The 16801-nt window shown below is 59.7% G+C and carries 15 protein-coding genes; 7 read left to right on the top strand and 8 right to left on the bottom strand.

Going from position 1 to position 16801, the window contains the following annotated elements:
* Positions 1-27: 27 nt before the first annotated feature.
* From ACK59X_RS05705 to ACK59X_RS05695, 3 genes are all read right to left on the bottom strand, one after another.
* Positions 28-552: a hypothetical protein gene (locus ACK59X_RS05705; RefSeq protein WP_409955916.1), complete on the bottom strand. Its 525-nt coding sequence runs from the start codon at positions 550-552 to the stop codon at positions 28-30.
* Between the two features lie 355 nt (positions 553-907).
* Entirely contained in the window at positions 908-1654 is a 747-nt protein-coding gene (locus ACK59X_RS05700) for a hypothetical protein (protein ID WP_409955915.1), read from the bottom strand.
* A 180-nt stretch (positions 1655-1834) separates the two neighbouring features.
* Positions 1835-2077, bottom strand: coding sequence for a hypothetical protein (locus ACK59X_RS05695; protein WP_409955947.1), 243 nt, complete (start codon positions 2075-2077; stop codon positions 1835-1837).
* On the opposite strand from ACK59X_RS05695, the gene ACK59X_RS05690 reads away from it, so the two are divergent.
* Positions 2027-2710 (top strand): DUF6998 domain-containing protein, encoded by a 684-nt coding sequence (locus ACK59X_RS05690; protein ID WP_409955913.1) that lies wholly within the window; start codon positions 2027-2029, stop codon positions 2708-2710. The genes ACK59X_RS05695 and ACK59X_RS05690 overlap by 51 nt on opposite strands.
* Before the next feature lie 6 nt (positions 2711-2716).
* Here ACK59X_RS05690 and ACK59X_RS05685 read toward each other — a convergent pair whose 3' ends face one another.
* On the bottom strand, positions 2717-3373 hold the full coding sequence (locus tag ACK59X_RS05685; RefSeq protein WP_409955911.1) for a hypothetical protein: 657 nt from the start codon (positions 3371-3373) through the stop codon (positions 2717-2719).
* A gap of 507 nt (positions 3374-3880) precedes the next feature.
* Between ACK59X_RS05685 and ACK59X_RS05680 the strand changes: the two genes are divergently transcribed.
* From ACK59X_RS05680 to ACK59X_RS05660, 5 genes are all read left to right on the top strand, one after another.
* Positions 3881-4246, top strand: coding sequence for a hypothetical protein (locus ACK59X_RS05680; RefSeq protein WP_409955910.1), 366 nt, complete (start codon positions 3881-3883; stop codon positions 4244-4246).
* Positions 4247-4420: 174 nt separating this feature from the next.
* Positions 4421-4708, top strand: coding sequence for a hypothetical protein (locus ACK59X_RS05675; protein WP_409955909.1), 288 nt, complete (start codon positions 4421-4423; stop codon positions 4706-4708).
* A gap of 42 nt (positions 4709-4750) precedes the next feature.
* Positions 4751-5119 carry a hypothetical protein gene (locus ACK59X_RS05670; RefSeq protein ID WP_409955908.1) on the top strand — a complete coding sequence of 123 codons (369 nt, stop codon included), beginning with the start codon at positions 4751-4753 and terminating at the stop codon, positions 5117-5119.
* 160 nt (positions 5120-5279) lie between these two features.
* Positions 5280-5717, top strand: coding sequence for a DUF6283 family protein (locus ACK59X_RS05665; RefSeq protein ID WP_409955906.1), 438 nt, complete (start codon positions 5280-5282; stop codon positions 5715-5717).
* A gap of 335 nt (positions 5718-6052) precedes the next feature.
* A complete protein-coding gene (locus tag ACK59X_RS05660; RefSeq protein ID WP_409955904.1) occupies positions 6053-11416 on the top strand; it encodes a beta strand repeat-containing protein in 5364 nt (1787 codons plus the stop codon).
* Positions 11417-11652: 236 nt separating this feature from the next.
* Here the strand turns inward: ACK59X_RS05660 and ACK59X_RS05655 are convergent, their stop codons facing one another.
* From ACK59X_RS05655 to ACK59X_RS05640, 4 genes are all read right to left on the bottom strand, one after another.
* Positions 11653-12684 (bottom strand): DNA helicase UvrD, encoded by a 1032-nt coding sequence (locus tag ACK59X_RS05655; protein WP_409955902.1) that lies wholly within the window; start codon positions 12682-12684, stop codon positions 11653-11655.
* A complete protein-coding gene (locus ACK59X_RS05650; RefSeq protein WP_409955900.1) occupies positions 12669-14327 on the bottom strand; it encodes an ATP-dependent nuclease in 1659 nt (552 codons plus the stop codon). Before ACK59X_RS05650 ends, ACK59X_RS05655 begins: the two co-directional genes overlap by 16 nt.
* Positions 14328-14471: 144 nt before the next feature.
* Positions 14472-15293 carry a hypothetical protein gene (locus tag ACK59X_RS05645; RefSeq protein WP_409955898.1) on the bottom strand — a complete coding sequence of 274 codons (822 nt, stop codon included), beginning with the start codon at positions 15291-15293 and terminating at the stop codon, positions 14472-14474.
* 37 nt (positions 15294-15330) lie between these two features.
* Entirely contained in the window at positions 15331-15639 is a 309-nt protein-coding gene (locus ACK59X_RS05640) for a helix-turn-helix transcriptional regulator (RefSeq protein WP_409955896.1), read from the bottom strand.
* A 321-nt stretch (positions 15640-15960) separates the two neighbouring features.
* Here ACK59X_RS05640 and ACK59X_RS05635 point away from each other — a divergent pair, with 321 nt between their 5' ends.
* Positions 15961-16482, top strand: coding sequence for a hypothetical protein (locus tag ACK59X_RS05635; protein ID WP_409955895.1), 522 nt, complete (start codon positions 15961-15963; stop codon positions 16480-16482).
* Positions 16483-16801 lie beyond the last annotated feature (319 nt).

Genomic DNA, 16801 nt, shown 5'->3' with positions numbered 1-16801 from the left:
CGCTTACGGGCAACAGCGGTTGAAGGATCAGCTTGCTTTTTGATAGCCACGGAACTCTCCTAGATCTTCGAGTATAGGGACAAAGAGCCCATCGAGCAAATCATTGACAGATCGAAAGGTCCGTCGATAGAGCAGACCGGCCCGCTCATTCGCAGGCCAAAAGAAGTACTGCTCAACGATCGGCGACACTGTGTAGTAGTGTTTGACCACAACCTCGGCAAGATGTTCCGAGAATGCGAAAATTTGCCCCGGAGCCTGTAGGGACCATCCATCTGGATGGAACAGCGCACGATTGCCTGAATTATCTCTGCGGCAAAATTTCACTATTCGCGAACTCGCGTGAGGTACAAAACCGCCAGCCCAGTTCGTCGACTGCGTCAATAGAAATTCTTCGTCCCCTCCAGCCTCTTGCAAAGGCGTTGTGAATAATGCAACAAAGCAGAGCCCCAGAAACTTGAAGGGCATGACCTCCCTGTCGTCGAAGAGATTGAAGACATCACCCTTCCACAACACATCGGAGCCCTGAGGTTCCTTCGCGAAAATACTTGACATCACCTCAGGTGTCAACCCAGATATAACCGATGACATGAATATCAAAGCATTTATTATAGAATAGTAGATTATACCAGATCAACAAGATAAAACCATCATTCCAATCCCCAAGAAGGAATCATTCTTCTATTGAATGTAGCAAAAACCAATGCCTCTCGACGTGCTTCTCGTTGAGCGATGCGAAGATGCCGTGGAAGGCCTGAATGCTTCGCAGATCCCGATAGGCAAAAGGCTTGGATATGTTGTAAACGTGAATGGTTGCCACTGTGTCCCCTGAAGCCGACGGTTCGGGCCGGAAAGGCCAGAACTCTACCCATAGAAACAAGGGTTTTCTAGGGAGAATTTCGGCTTAGGGTTAGTCACCATCGTAGAGCACAACGAGACCACCAGATAGCCTGCAATAGATTGCTCGCTTGCTGAACACAAACACCGCGTCGAACCCCACAAGAGCCTGCTTCAGGTCTTCGAGCACCTCTCCAAAGTCATATGGTTGATCGATGCGGGGAGATGGGCCCCCCCACACGGAACTGCGGAATCGGTACTCGTCGGTGTAGACCAACAATGATGTGCCGGGTTCGTACTCGATTTTCGATTTTTTCTCCAAGACACCCCTTAGGTTGCGCACCCTGCGCCGGTGGTCTGCCACCTCAGGCAGCTCATGACTGAAAAATCCAACCTCTCCCGCGACGTTCAGCTCCTTTATCCGCTCCGCATCCTCCTCGTCCTGCAGCGTTGTGACCTCTAGGTAAGGGCTTGAAATCTGTGGCCCAGGGCGCAGGTCCTCCACAGTGGCGTCGTAGGATTGGTTGCCGTTCTTCCAGCTGATCCACACGTCATCCGAGCCCTGGTAATGGAGACCGGCGAAGCGAGCAAGCGGGTATAGCTCGCCGTGAACCTCACGACTAAGCCCCTTGCGCTGCGGAAATCCTTTGCTGGTCAGAGCCTCGGGGGCGCCCTTGTTGTAAAGCGTCTCGACCGTGTGGGCATGCTGAAGGAACCTGCTGGCCTTGGTGGGCATTTCTGCTAGTCGGATCACTTTCGCCTTGTCCTCCTTCCACACTCCCGTCAACGGCTCGATGGGGGGTTCGTAGGGCGTGAACATGTTTGGGTTGCTTCCTGGCAAGTAGCCGCTAAAGTGCCTGTAGGCTGTGACTCGTCTCGGCGCGACGGCCTCCGTATCGCAAAAAAATGCCCGCACGAGGCGGGCAACTCGCTTGGAGCGAGGGAGGGATGCCGGAGGGAGGTCCGACACTGGAATGCTACAACAGCGATATCCGATCTGCTACAGAAAATCGCCTCGACCAGCGCGATCCATGTCACTCGGCAGGACGAGGCTTCGGTGTGAAAATCGTTCGATTCCGAAAACAAGATCGCATCCGAGGGGCACATCATCAGCACTATCTCCACCGAGCAGCTCCAGCTGCTCCACGACCGCTACCTGGAACTCCTCAAGCTGGAAATCGAGGTCCTGGGAGTGGCCCCCACAGAAGCACGCCACCTCATCGGCCGCCTGGGCGAGTTCCACTGCGCTTTGCAGGTTGGCGGCACTCTGGCGCACACGCCCAACCAGCACGGCTTTGACGTGATCTGCAGCAAGGGCCGGCGCATCAGCGTGAAGACCACCGCCCAGGCCTCAGGCTTCGTGGCGATTGGAAAGACTACCGCGAGCCTCGCCGATGACCTCATGGTGGTGCAGTACCTCAAGGGCCAAGTCACCACCGTTTTCTACGGCCCGATGTCTGCGGCCGTTGAGGTTGCCCGCCACTACAAGCCGACCAACAACTTCGAGTTCGACCTGTCGCGTGCACGCAAGCTCGCCATCACCCTGGCAGAGGGGCCGCAGCTCATGCCGATTGAAGCTCTCCGTCAAGAATTCGAAGCGGAGCTTCGAGAGTTCGCTTCCAGCCATGGGCTGGGCCTGGTCTGGCACTCTGATGCGCTACTGAACCTGGAGCCCCTGCCTGGCTCTCGCAGCGCCAGGCTCTGTATTTCGTTCGAAGCCGGCTACTGGGAGATGTACGCGCTGCGGGATGAATTCATACGCGAGCAGGCTCGCGCAAATGTCACGGCCCAACTGATCGCCTACCGAGCTGACTGGGTTGGCCAAGCCTCCCAGGAGTTCCAGGGCCTGAAGCTGGCGCTCTCCCCGCTGCCCTGAGGAAATTCAGCTTTTGGGCGCTCGTCTCCAGGTCGCCACGAAGTCGGGACTGCCGTTGGCAGCGCGCGAGAACAACCACGCCGGAGTCTGCTTTTCATGGGGTAGCTCCCAGATCGGCTTGTGGGCGTGCACCTGCTCATTGCCGATGAAGATGTACTCGTCGCAGGCCGCGATGATTGCTGCCTCATCGACCCCAGAAGAGCTGCCGCCGGCGGATTCGCGAGCGGGGTCAAAGCGGTGCGTCACCCAGCAAGCGATCACCACTTCGGGCTTGTATTTGGTCACCGCCTCGCTTGCATCCAGACGCTCTACGTGCTCGCCGTACGGGACCGTGGGCTGTCCCAGCTGCGCATAGTAGGCCTTGAGCCCCGGCTCTTCCTGCTGGCGGTTGTCAGTAGCAGGAATTCCAAGTGCCCTGGCCAGCACTCCGCTCCCTGCCCCGATTTCAATCGCACACCGCCCTGCTACGCGCTCCCGCAGGTACTCGACGAGCTCGATGGTCGGGATGCTGTAGATCCCGTGGCGCACACCGAACATCAGCCGTTCCGCGGCGTTTGTGCCTTTCAGATCCGAGGCAGGCAGAACTCTCAAGCCGCCTTCGGCGTCGAGCAAAAGGGGACCGATGTCTCGCACCTTGCTGGGATCAATGACGATAGATTTCATTCCTTGGAAGGGTCAATGGCGGCGACAGTTCGCACGAAGGATGGGATTGTGCCGAACACGCTGCCAGCGCTGGAAAGGGGCACGCCGCGCGCCTGGCTGCAGGGGCGCCAGTTGGGACGGCACGGTCGGCTTCGCAAGGCGACGCACTGCCATGTCGGTCTGGCGAGTAGGCCACTCGCAGCCAGCGAGGCTCCGGGCGCGGCCGAATCGGCAGGTCGTGGAGGTCCTCATTCTTTGTCTGCGTGCTTAGCTACTGCCTTTGCGCGCTGGATGAGTTCGCGCAACCAGGGAATGCCATTGGCATCCACTTTGGCCCACTGCGCAGCGGTCAGGCGGATGGAGCGCTGCTCCAGTCGTTCGTCGGGTGGTGTGGGAGGCCGTCCGCGCCTCCGCTTCGATTCTTCCATCCACGCAGTCTAAGCGAATTGTTGGATCACAACAAATCCTTGCGAAACGGGTATTGTTGAATCACAATAAACCCCCGACCCGCCACCGAAAGAAACTTCCATGACCCGCAAGATCTTCACCGTCATTGCAGCCCACCCCGTAAAGGTGCACAGCTGCGAGTTGCCACGCGTGCGCGTGGACAACTTCCTGGTGGAGGGCGCCAGCCTGGCTGAGGCCTTCGAGGCGATTTCGCAGTATGAGGGGATCGTGGATGCAACAGAGGTATTCGGCACCGAATGCACCCAGGTCATGCTCTCCCCGACCACAGTGATGCGGCGCGAGGAGTCACTGGCGCAGTGGGAGCACTGGGGGCGCATGGCCCGTGCGGGCGAGCTCGATGCCCAATGGACCCTGCTCGCCGAAGGGTCGGAGAGTTTCAGTGAGCGCCAAGAGCGCCTCGTGGCATGGCTGGTCGCCGAACGCTGACGTGCGCTAGCACGAGCAGGCAAGGCACACCACTTGCACAGCGCTTCAATACCGCGGCAGTTAGGAATCGCCGCCTCACACTGGGCGGATCGCGTATGGTGAAGCCCGAGTACCGGCTAGCGCGCCAAGCAGACGAGCCCTATCGACCCTATGACTAATAGTGCAGGCGGACCCATGAGAGGGCTGACCGCAACCGAGTTGACAGCGCTGCGCCTGCTGGTCGACGCTGGCGGATCGGTCATCGAGTGGCAGGTACCGGAGACGAACGAGAAGGATCTGGTTTTTGGCTTCGTGACGCCAGGGCACAGCGTTTACCGCAAGCTCGCCAAGCTGGGTCTGGTGTACTACACGGAGGAAGAGCCGCTCGACCTGCCTGGCGATCCACTGGATGGATTTTGCTTTTCGAGCGAGATCTACATTGATGATGCGGGACGTGAGCAGCTTCGCAAAGCGAAGCCTTGAAGGAACGAAAACAGTTTAAGGACGCAGAATATGACATGCAGGATGATTGGCGCAGAGTTCAAGCGCTTCTACTCGGACCCCATCGTTTGGGGGCCTGATACCTTTCACGACGACATATTGATCCGGGTCGATGGAGCCAATGCAATTGACTCGGACATCGATCTCTCTTCCGTTCCGGACACCGCCGTGGTGGAGATTGAGTACGGGGAAATCGGGGAAGGTTTGCCCGGGGTACCGGACGATATCGCAGATGCCGCGAATTGGTGGCGTGAGCGCCAAAGCAGCGTTCAGTACCTGGTGAATGTGCCCCGCACTCAAGTCGAGACATTCGAAGCTACCCTCGCCAACCTTGGCCTGGAATTCGCGCAGATGAGTGCTACGGTGGCTTTGGACGGTGCAGCCAACGGCTGACTACCTCCTGACGCGCGAATCGCTCGGCACTATCACCGACCTGGAAATTGCCTTCGGTACCACGAGGCTCCTTCCGTTCCTTCGAACCCTCGCACCAGCACAAGATTGCCGGCGTCGGCTACCTGGTCAGCGTGGCCTGCGAAATCCGTCCCGACCACCCATGAAGCCACCAATGCCGCAAGCAAATCCTTCGACAGCCGACTCCGACTCCCTCTGTCAGATTGAGGAAGCGCCGAGCGCTTGGCGGACGCTGCCTCAACCATGCCCTAGTTGCCCATGGCGAATCGACCAGGGCGCGCACGACATCCCGAATTTCAGCATCGACAAGGCGCGAGCATTGGCGTCGACCTGCCCCGACAACGGCGGCCTCGGGCCGTCCTTTGGCGCTAGCATCTTCGCGTGCCACCAGTCCAATGTTGGAGCCGAGATCGCTTGCGCTGGATGGTTGGCGACTGTGGGGCGGGCTCACCCCAGCGTGCGCCTGGCAGCGATGCAGGGTCGGTTGCCGGTGGAGGCCCTGGACCCGGGGGAGGATTGGCCGGAGCTCCATGAAAACTACGGAGCCGTCCTCCAAAAGTTGGAGGGCAACTGCAACTAGTACCAGGTCAAATTCTTGTGCATGCCGTTTCAACAATCGGCCTGGGGATACCGGGGCATCACCTTGAGGATCTTCCAGGCTTCGGACGGAGCCCCGTACGTCGCGCCAGTTCCAGCCTTTAAATCCTTCTGCCTCACTGCGACAACCGTTTTTTTTGTTGTAAAGATTTCTACTTCCCGGTAAGGTGAATGCACCAACGCGGTGCAGACCCATCTCCAGTCGCACTCTCTTTTGATACTTTTTTATTTATTTCATTTATGGCTTTGCAAACTTTGAGTGTGGCGAATGGAACGGTCGACAGTAGTGATTGGAAAGGTCCAAGGTTTGGTCCAGAGTTGACCAGCGGCGAAGCGGGAAGCAGCACGGGAGATATTCAAGTCTATTACACCAGTTTGTTGACCGGACTCAAGGCGGGAGAAACGGTTATAACGGATGTGGGGAAGTTATTTGGCAACTCGGCATTCGATGGTCAGGTGGCCCTGTATCATACTTACCCCGGCACGCCAGATGACTATGCGTACAGTGATTACCGCGATGCGAACAATGATGGGGCAATGGATGCAGATTCGGATGCCACGAAGAATCTGGTAATAAAGAAAAACGACGGATCTGCGTTCAGCCTCAAGAACTTGGGGATGACAATCACGTACGGCGTCACCTTGAAAATCGAGGGTTTCAAGGCAGGATCGTCCGTTGGCAGCTTTGAAAGAGCCTTCCCTGTAACTACTCAGACAGGGATAATGAACTACGATTTATCGTCGGATATCGCTGCCAATCAATTTTTAAGTAACGTCGATGAGATACGGGTCACAGGGAAAAGTTACTTTGAAAGCGCATATTCCAATCTGGCAGATGGCAGCCTAGAGATTCTCGATACTGGCATATCGCTCTTCAGGTTTGTTTCCATCGACGACCCGGTCACGCCGCCCCCCACGGTTACCGACTCCAGGATCTCGCTTACCTCCACCGGTACGGGCACCGGAGGCGTCTACAAAATCGGCGACACCGTCACCGCCGCCTGGGACAACACCGCCGCCGGTGATAACAACAGCGGCATTACAGCAGCCACAGTCGACTTCAGCCAGTTTGGCGGCGGCTCGTCCGTAGCGGCCACTAACAGCGGCGGAATTTGGAGTGCCAGTTACACGATAGCAGGAGGTTCGATCGACCTTGCTGGCCGCAACGTCAGTGTGACGGCCACTGGCCCAGGTGGTTCAACCACCCGCGCTGATACAACCAATGCCTCGGTGGACAACCAAGCGCCTACGGTCACCGCTCCCCGCATCTCTGTCAGTGGTGCCACAGGCACAGGCGGAGCGTTCAAGATCGGCGATACCATCACCGCGAGATGGAACAATACTGCTAGCGGCGACAACAACACCGACACCATCAGTGGCGTGACGGTGAACTTCTCGCAGTTCGGCGGCGGCACACAGGTTTCCGCCTCCAACAGCGGCGGCATTTGGACTGCGACATACACCGTCGTCTCCGGCGTCGTTGACTCCACCACCAGCAAAGTAACCGTAGCTGCCACTGACAACGCGGGCAACACCACGCTCACGTCTGGCAGCAACGTGACAGTGGACAACGTAGCACCGACGGTGACCGATGGCAATATAGCCATCTCAGGCGCAACCGGCGGGGGCGGTGTGTACGTAGTAGGTGACACGGTCACTGCCACGTGGAACAACACAGCAGGTGGGGACAACAACGCCGACTCCATCAGCGCCGTCACCTTCGACTTCACCCAGTTTGGCGGTGGCGCAGCCGTGGCGGCGACCAACAGCGGCAATACCTGGACGGCCACGTACCAACTTACTTCGGGCTCCATCAACGCCACGAACCGCAACGTCAGCGCCACGGTGACCGACAACGCAGGCAACGTCGCCTTCGCATCGGACACCACCAACGCCACGGTGAACAACCAAGGCCCCACCGTCACAGATGCGCGCATCTCACTCACGTCCATCGGCAGCGGCACGGGAGGCGCGTACAAGATCGGTGACACCGTTACCGCGACTTGGAATAACAGCGCCAGCGGCGACAACACCAGTGGCATCACCGGTGTGACAGTGGATTTCTCGCAGTTCGGCGGCGGCACTGCGGAGACGGCCACCAACAATGGAAGCGGTATCTGGACGGCTAGCTACCTCATCACTGCGGGGTCCATCGATGCTACCAACCGCAATGTGAGCGTGAAGGCCAGCACTGCGACGACGAGCACGACCACGGCCGATACGACCAATGTCTTGGTGGACAACATCGCACCGACCGTGACGGCGCCCCGCATCGCCATCTCAGGCGGCACGGGTACCAATGGCGCATTCAAGATCGGCGACACCGTCACGGCCACCTGGAACAGCACCGCCGCTGGCGACAACAATGGTGACATCCCCAACGGCGGTGTCACGGTGGACTTCTCCGCCTTTGGCGGCGGCGCCGCCGTGGCCGCCACCAATAGCGGCGGCATCTGGACAGCGACCTACATCGTCGCCGCTGGTGCCATCGATGCCACCAATGCCAATGTCAGCATCCAGGCCACGGACGATGCGGGGAACACAACCTCCGCGGCCGGCGCCTCCAACGCCGCGGTGGACAACATCGCCCCGGTGATGACCGATGCCAATCTGACAATATCTGGTGCCAGTGGCGTGAATGGAGCATTTAAGGCCGGGGACACAGTCACCGCAACTTGGGCTGCCTCAGCCGCAGGGGACAACCAGTTGGACGTGTCTGGCGTTCAATTCAACTTCGCTCGTTTCGGCAGCTCCCCGGGCTACATCGGTGCCACGAACGATGGAAGCGGGAATTGGAGCGCCAGCTTTGTAATACCCGCTGGCCACATGTACATGAATGCGTACATCGAAGCATTGGTGACCGACGACGCTGGAAACTCCTCCACCTTGGCGGATTCTGCCAGGGTCTTCGTGGACGCGGGTCGTCCCACCGTTACGTCTGTCTGGGCCGGCACGGATACCATCGGAGTCGGCCGAGCATATTCCTTGCAGGTCTCAACGAGTGAGCAAGTGACCGTTACTGGAACGCCCACACTAGCTTTGGCCAATGGCGGCACCGCCACCTACTTGAACGGTAGCGGTGGCTCGACACTGGTGTTCCGCTATACACCGGCTGCTGGGGAAGACACCCCAGATCTCGACTACGCAAGCGCCTCTGCGCTGGCGTTGAATGGCGGAAGCATTCGCGACGCAGCTGGCAACGATTTGGTGCTCACCCTAGCGGCACCGGGCGCGGCAGGCTCGCTCGGAGCCACCTCCAATATCGTCGTAGACACCATTGCACCAACCGCTAAGGCCACGGCAATACTGTTCAGCCCCGACAGCGGATCCAGCAGCAGCGACCTCGTGTCGAACAACGCAGCGAATGTGAGCGTGACGGCCACGTTAGACAGTTCTCCTGGCGCAGGGGAGGTTGTCCAGATCTCGTTGAACAACGGCGTGACCTGGTTCGACGCGACCGCAGCGGAGGGCAGTTGGTCGATTTCTGGCCAGAACCTGACTGCCAGCAGTACTGCAAAGGTTCGCGTGCGCGATGCAGCCTTCAACTATGGGGAGGAGTTTGGTCGTTCATACACGTTGGACATCACGGCGCCCACTTTCAACCCAGCGGGCGGCACGCCGGCCGACAACGCCACCAATGCGCCGACCACGGGCGCCATCACGCTGCCTTTCAGCGAGCCCCTGGACCCCACCGGCAGCGTGCTGACCAGCGTGGAGTTGCGCGATGTGGCCACCAACACCGTGGTGCCGGCCACCGTTACCATCAATGGCAGTGGCCAGCTCGTCATCACCCCCAACGCGGCCCTGGTGGCTGGCACGGCCTACTACGTCAACTGGGGTGTGGGTGCGCTCAAGGACCTGGCGGGTAATGCCGTGGCGGCCCTGACCGACAACACCACGTACAACTTCACGGCGGTGACCCCGTCGTCGGGCGGCGGCGGTGGCGGCGGAACGCCGCCCAGTCGAACAGTGGACGGCACCACCGTACAGACCGGCACCGCCACCAATTCGGACGGCAGTACCACGACCACGACCACCGTGGCCCCGGTGCCTGCAAGCCGCCCCGAAGACCCGAACACCCCCAACAGCCAACTGGCCGACATCCCCCTGGCCACGGCCGGTGGCGAAACCGTGCTGCAGATCGGCCTGCCCGTGGGCGTCGGTGTTTCCTCAGCAGAGACCACGGGCAACAACCTCACCCTGCGCGACAAGCTCATCGGCGCGAGCCAACCCCTCTCGCTGCCGGCCGACTTCACCCAACTGCTGCAGACCGGCATCGACACCTTCGTGCCCGGCGTGCAGGACCAGAGCCAGGTCACGGTTCGCACCTTGACACTCACCTCCAGTGCGACCAGCGCCCCTGGCCAGCCCATCACCATTACCGGCGCTAACGGCAGGGGCGAGAGCGACACCGCCCACCCAGCACGCCAGGAGGCCCTGGTCATCGACGCACGCCAGATGCCTAGCGGCACCGTCCTCAAGTTCGACAAGGTGGAATTCGCCATCGTCGTCGGAGCCGTGCGCATCGTGGGCGGCGAAGGCGCCAACTTCGTCGTGGGCGACAGCGCTGCCCAATTCATCGTGCTCGGCCCCGACGACGACGTGCTGCGCGGCGGTGGGGGTGACGACGTGATCGGCAGTCACGGCGGCAACGACAGGCTCTACGGTGATGATGGCAACGACACCCTGGTCGGCGGCATCGGTGACGACCACCTGGAAGGCGGCGCCGGCAACGACGTGCTCATCGGCGGCGCAGCCGACCGTGGAACCTGGCAATTCACCCTGGGCAGCGATGGCCGGCTGCATGCCAGCTACACCGCCAAGGAAGCCGCCTTGAGCGAACTGACAGAGGCCCGCATCGTAGGCAACTGGCAAGGCGGCGAGCCCATCGACCCGCGGCTGGCCCTGGTCTACAACCAGGACTACGGCCGGCTGGAGACCACGGCCCTGCTGTTCCAGGCCCTCACGGGCCAACTGCCCACGCTGGATACGCAAAACGGCCTGTCCAGCCCCGGGTGGACCAAGGAAAACCTGCTGCAAGGTGCCTGGAACTGGTACGAAAGCACCCTGCCCGCCAACCTGGGCACGGCCGACATGGCCAAGGCCCTGATCACCCAGACCGTGGGCGCCAGCATGGCCACCGCACAAAACGTGCAGATCGCCGTGGACTACCTGGGCCAGGGCGGCACCTGGACAGGCGCGCTGGACTTCCTGATCCACCTGCCCCAGGTAAAGAACGCCATTACGGTGCCGACGACCGGGGGTGGCAGTCAGCTCAACCTGATCCGCCCTGGCACCATTGCCGAGACCGGCTGGAGCTTTGACAGCGGCAACGACACGCTGCTGGGTGGTGCGGGCAACGACGTGCTGATCGGCGGGGGCGGCAACGATGTCCTGGATGGCGGCGAAGGCACGGACATGGCCGTGTACTTCGGTCAGGTGAAGCACTACGGCTTCACGCTGCAGACCAATGCCAGCACAGGCCAGCAGGAAGTGCTGGTGCGCATGCTGGCCAGCGGCGAGGTGGACACGCTGCGCAGCGTGGAGCTGCTGCAGGTGGGTGGGCAGGCCTACCGCATCGACACGGCAGGGCTGCAGCAGGGCGTGGAGTACACGCTGGCTGGGCATGTAGGTGCCATTGAGAGTGCAGAGTTGACGCTGATAGGCCTGCCAGCGTTCTGACACGAAGGGTACATGGAGGAAGGGCAAGGCAATGGCCGGCCTTGCTTTTGCCATGCCCGAATGGGTGTCGGGGTTTCCTTAGGATTGCAGAAAACGACACCCTCCGTAGCGGGCGCCCACCTGGCTGCGGTACCGACTTGGTGCCGCAGGCAGGGCGGTCTTCGGTTGCGGGAGCGGGCGCGAAGCTGAATACGATGGCTCTCCCTTGGCCTCACCAGGGATAGCCATATACGGCCTCAGAAGCGCCTGTATGCCTTCAGCAACGACTCGGGAACGAATGTGAGATTGCCTCTCGCCCGGGAACAGGCAACGTACAGCTTGTTGCGTGTCTCCGGGTTGATGGAGCGAAAGCTGCCGGTTTGCCAAGCCTTCACGTTCCCTGGATTCAGGGCTACACACACATCTCCGTAGCTGTCCATGCCCTTCGAAGCGCCCCAGTTCTGCGAAAAGCAACCGTACCTGTAGTGCTCCTTGTAGAACAGTTTGACTGTCGCGGGATCTTCGAACAGAGTAGCCACAGCGGTCGGATCGTCTTCGAATCGGACTACGCTGGCCCGCTCGTCATGCGACTCGATCTCGATGCCGATCATCTGCGTAATGAAGTCACAGACGCTCTTGCTGCACCGGCGGCTGCGCTTGAGGCTGTCGGTGTCGACTTTAATTCGGGCCCGCTCGAACTTCCTCTTGTACGCACCGTAGTCGGCGTGAAGGCTTGAATTGACGTTCCCGTCACGGCTCGTGTCGAATGTGTGCTGGTGGAAATCGCCGACAAACGTGATGTCTAAGCGGGCTTCGCTGATGGCCATCAGGAAGTTGAAGTCGTGCCCCCCGAAGTCCTGGACTTCGTCCACGAGGAGCACATCGAAGTACTTCTCCATCCGCGCCACCACTGCGCCGTGCAGGCCACATTGCTCGATGAACTTAGCGAGCCGGTTGGCGTACAGCCAGCGGCCAGCCGTCATGTAGCGCCGGTCATTGGTAAGGGGGTAGTTCGGAAACCGCTCGGGCATGGTGAAGGTAATGCCCCGCGAGCCCTTCTTGGATCGCAGGAACGGCCGGTAGCAAAAGCTATGCAGGAAGCTGAAGTAGGTGTAGATCGCGATGTTGGCCGGTACGTAGCCGAATCTCTGGATGACCTTTGCCCGCAGGTTGTCGCGATTCGCGTCGGTGTAGGTGACCAGCAGGAAGCGTCGCACATCGTCCAGCGAGGCGATCAGGCTGGTGGTCTTGCCCGAGCCGGCCACCGCGAAAACTACGCGCTTATCCATGCCACCGCCTGCTGGATGTAGCGCGGAACGACCAGCAGAGCTCCCTTTTTTTCCAGCAGCTGGAATGCAGCGTCGGTCTTGTTCTTCAGCATGTAGTCCTCGACGCTCAACGTCTTGCGCCCAGGCGCGAACAACTCGTCGCACACCGCCTGGTTGTCGCGGTACATGCAGACCTCGAAGGTGTGCCGCGCGTTGTCCGAATCGGCAAAGACTTGGATGGAGGTCGAGACATGGTCGACGTAGTTCGCCACGCAGTTGGCGGCGAAATCGCGGTCGTTGTCACGGACGGCCGCCACCTTGATGCCCAGCAGCTTCGCCAGTTCCAGATAGCGCTTGAAGCTGGTACCGTCAACCGAGATCACATGGACGCCATCGCCATCGGTGCTGCGCCCTGGCGCACTGAGCTGGTAGAGCGTCTCCATCAGAATGAATTCGGCATCGCCCTCCACCAGGACAGCCCTCTTGCATAGCGCAAGTTCCAGCACGTTGTTGTCCGGCGCCTTCATGAAGAACTCGGCCGTGCCTTGGCTTAGATTCTTGAGGCTTGCCGGCTGCGACGGGTTCTCCTCACTCAGAATCTGCACCTTTTTCAGGTTGAGTCTCGTCGCGATGAAGCTGCTGTGGGTGGCGATAAAGAGTTGCTTCCTCACCGAGGCCCGGATGCGTTCGATCAGCTTGCGCATGTGGATGTGGCTGAGGTGGTTCTCTGGCTCCTCAAGCAGCAGAACGTCCAGCGCATGCTCCTGGTTGCGCAACGCAAACTCGGTCTTGATGAAGCACTGGCGGCCCTTGCCTTTACTGTCGACCGGGATGTCGTCCTCGGTGATGATGATGTCAGTCTCGATGTTTGCCTTGGGACTGGTACGGACATCGAACTTGTAGTCCTTCAACGCGTCGTTCATCGACTTGAAGGCTTCATCCCTGAAGGTCGCCTTGGCTTTGCGGTACTCGAACCCGTGTTGGTTGCGTTGAGCGACGGTCGCATGGGCGGCGTACATAGCACGTGTGTACTCGCGCGTCGCGTACTCGTTGTTGATCTGCGAACTGTCGATCAGCAGGTGCCGCAGCGGCTTCTTGTGGGGAAGGATCGTATCGTCTGTAAATGTCTGGAAGTGAATCCCGTAGTACTCGAACGGAAAGTTGTCCTGCCGCTCGGCCAGGATCGACTGGATCTCCCGCGTGTACTCATCGGCCGGTCGGCAAACCATCTTAATGCCGAGGTGATCGACGCCTTTGCTGTTGTTCCTTCCGTCTAGGTCGTACCTCCCCGGCAAGCCATCAAAATAGACCTCAATGAATAGCTCGGGGAGGTCTACGACCTTGCGGTCACCGGCCAGGAACTCCGCAATGCACTCGGCGTTAAACAGGGCCTCAATCCCGATGCTCTCCACCTTGCTACGGCTGGCGCTGAGCACGATATCCATCGCCTGCAGAACCGAACTCTTGCCAGCCTCGTTACCGCCCACCAGGATATTCAACTCAGGGTCGAATTCCAGTTCCAGTGTCTTAAAACGCTTGAAATTCTTCAGCACCAACCGGCTAATGGTTCCCAATTTCTGTTCCTCCCATTCCCAACACGCATTTGCAATCTTGGCATCGTTGCCAGGGATGGCCCGCTCAATCAAATGGATGCAGATCCGCACAGTCGAGAAAGTAACTGCGTGACGACAGCCCGCTCAGTCCTTGCGTTCAACATCTACGATGGCCGCAATCCATCCTTGTAGGCATGAGCGTAGATCCCCTGCCGCCCTGTCGGTCGCGCAACGCCGGCCCTCCCACTGGCTGCGTCAAGCGGCTTCGACTTTGGGTACTAGGGTAGCAGAGCCCCCGCGGCCTTCCAGTGTCACCGCGCCGGCTGCAGCTGCGGCTGCGAACGCAGCTGTCTGCTCAACATGCCGCTTTCCGGCTTCATCCAGGCGATCAAATTGCAGCAAAAGCCTCGCCTGGCGCTCGGTGACTCGAACAACGACGCCAGCGGGCTCCGATCTGGGGGCGTTGGAGCGCACAGGAGTAGGCCGTTGAACTACAGGCTCCAGCAGGCCAGACGCCTTCCACTTTTGCAGGTCAACGACCTTCCAGCGTCGCTGGCTGGCGATATCTTCGACTTCGAGAAGTCCGGTGATGATGCGGTACGCATTGCCAATAGGAGACGGGGCTATCCGGGCGAAGAGCGCCTCCACGATGTCCTCTGCGATCCTGACATCGACGCACTGGTGCGCAAACTGGATAGCCAACTCCAGGGGCATATCCGTAGGGTAAGGGGGCTCAGCGTGATTGAGGTAGTGGTGGATGAGCGCTGAATGCACCGCGTAGGTTCCTTGGAGCGCCTTGAGCAGATCGCCCGATGGGAATTCAATTTCAAGGCGCCCTTTGCTCGCGTAGTTGATCTCGCCCAATGGGCCCGTGGGAAACAGCCTCCGCCTGGTCTTGAGCCCCAGCCCGCGCTCACCGGCAAGCATCACGCTGGTCTTTGCATCTCGCCCATAGAGCTCGATATGGAGCTTGCAACGGTCCCCCAGACTCTCCTTGGTGAATGGCTTTCCGTCCCAGCCAAGAGCACGCCGGAGGAACTTCTCTTCCAGTGCTTTGCCAATGTCCTTCGTGCGCATACAGCCCTCTCCTTAGGTTCACATCATGAATGCTGGCTCAACCGCGCAGACTTCGATTGACGGGTAGCTCAAGATCCTGCAGCTTGCGACCGAGCTCGTCGTCGGCCGCAAGCCTGTCCACGTCGCCTTCGAGCCCCAGAACTCGAAGGGCTCGCATGAAGGAACCCATGGCGATCGTCGGGTCCCCCTTTTCCAGGCGGCGCAACGTCTCCCGAGATACCTCCATTCGTTCGGCAAAGCGCTCCTGGCTGATCTTGCGCCGCTCGCGGGCCATGCGAATACGAAGCCCCAGCTCATGGAGCTGCTTGGCCACTGCCGGGAAAAGAGGAACGGACAACTTTGCCATGCCTCATATGTTAGCCATTTGCACGGCTAAATGCCAACTATATAAGGCAATTGATCTTCCATTCTCTCGCGCCTGATCGTTGTTGAGACATAGCCAACCCCACCCCGGTTAGGGAGTTTCACGACCATCGATTGGACTGGCGCCCCGGGTGGTGAGCCAGGGTGACTAGTACTGGCCCGCGGTGCGCACCGGCAGTAGACTGGGAGGATGAATGCGCCCCGGCCGTCCCCACCTGTCCCACCCGACCCCCGCGAAAGCGTCTGGTCCACCGCAGCTCGCGACCTTGTCCTCAACCCAGACAGTCCGCAGTCATTGCGAGTCATGTCCGCAATCAATTCAGCGTTTGCGTCGCGCCAAAAGGCCGTGCAGCAACTGGTGGATGCATTGGGCGCGCAGCTTGAATCCAAAGCCGCCAGCAAGGCCCTGGACGCGGCTGTGGCGGCGGCAATCGTCCACTGGGAAAAAGTGTGTGAAGGCCCCATGGAGCCGTCTTTGCTCGAAGACCTTCGAGCCGAGGCTCTCAAGCAAATTGAACGTCGGCGCAATCGGCCACCGCAGATGCACACGATCCTGAACCCCGTGCCGACCATGACGGATGTTGGGTATGGGCTGGGGCTTTACTTGGACGGAGTCGAAGGCACCTGGCATCGTCTCTGGGCGATTTTGAGCCTCACCTTTCAGTTCGGTGAGAACCCGGAGGGAAACACCGACTGCGAGGGTCTGCGACTGCAGTTCGAGCAGATCCTTGGCCGCAGGATGCAGCTCGCCGAGTGGATCGCCTTGGTCGATCATGCCCGCGCCCATGCTGCGACTAGGAGGAGTTCACACGGTGATGACGCCTGATTGCGCATCGCAGAAGACCTGACCATCTGCTTCGGCGCCGAGGACTTCGGACTGAGGTCGACCAAGCTTGCCGAGTACATGGATGGCCGCCCGAAAAGCGCGTCACTTCTCTGATTTTCTGGGCTTGACCTTGCCTTCGATTGCAATCGACTTTGTCTTTCTTTGCTGGCTGGCTAGTTGATAAACAATATGCTCATAGCTCCAATCCGGAGAAATTACTGCTATTCCTAATTTTGCAGCATGGTTTTATCCAACACGGCCATGTTAGCTACCACGGTCATGGTAGGGGCAGATGGACTGTTATCCCAAGCACGCGAGC

Source organism: Acidovorax sp. (assembly GCF_046339755.1).
Taxonomy (GTDB): Bacteria; Pseudomonadota; Gammaproteobacteria; order Burkholderiales; family Burkholderiaceae_C; genus Acidovorax.
The sequence above is the reverse complement of the archived record's forward strand: the minus strand, read 5'-3'. Positions and strand labels throughout refer to the sequence as shown.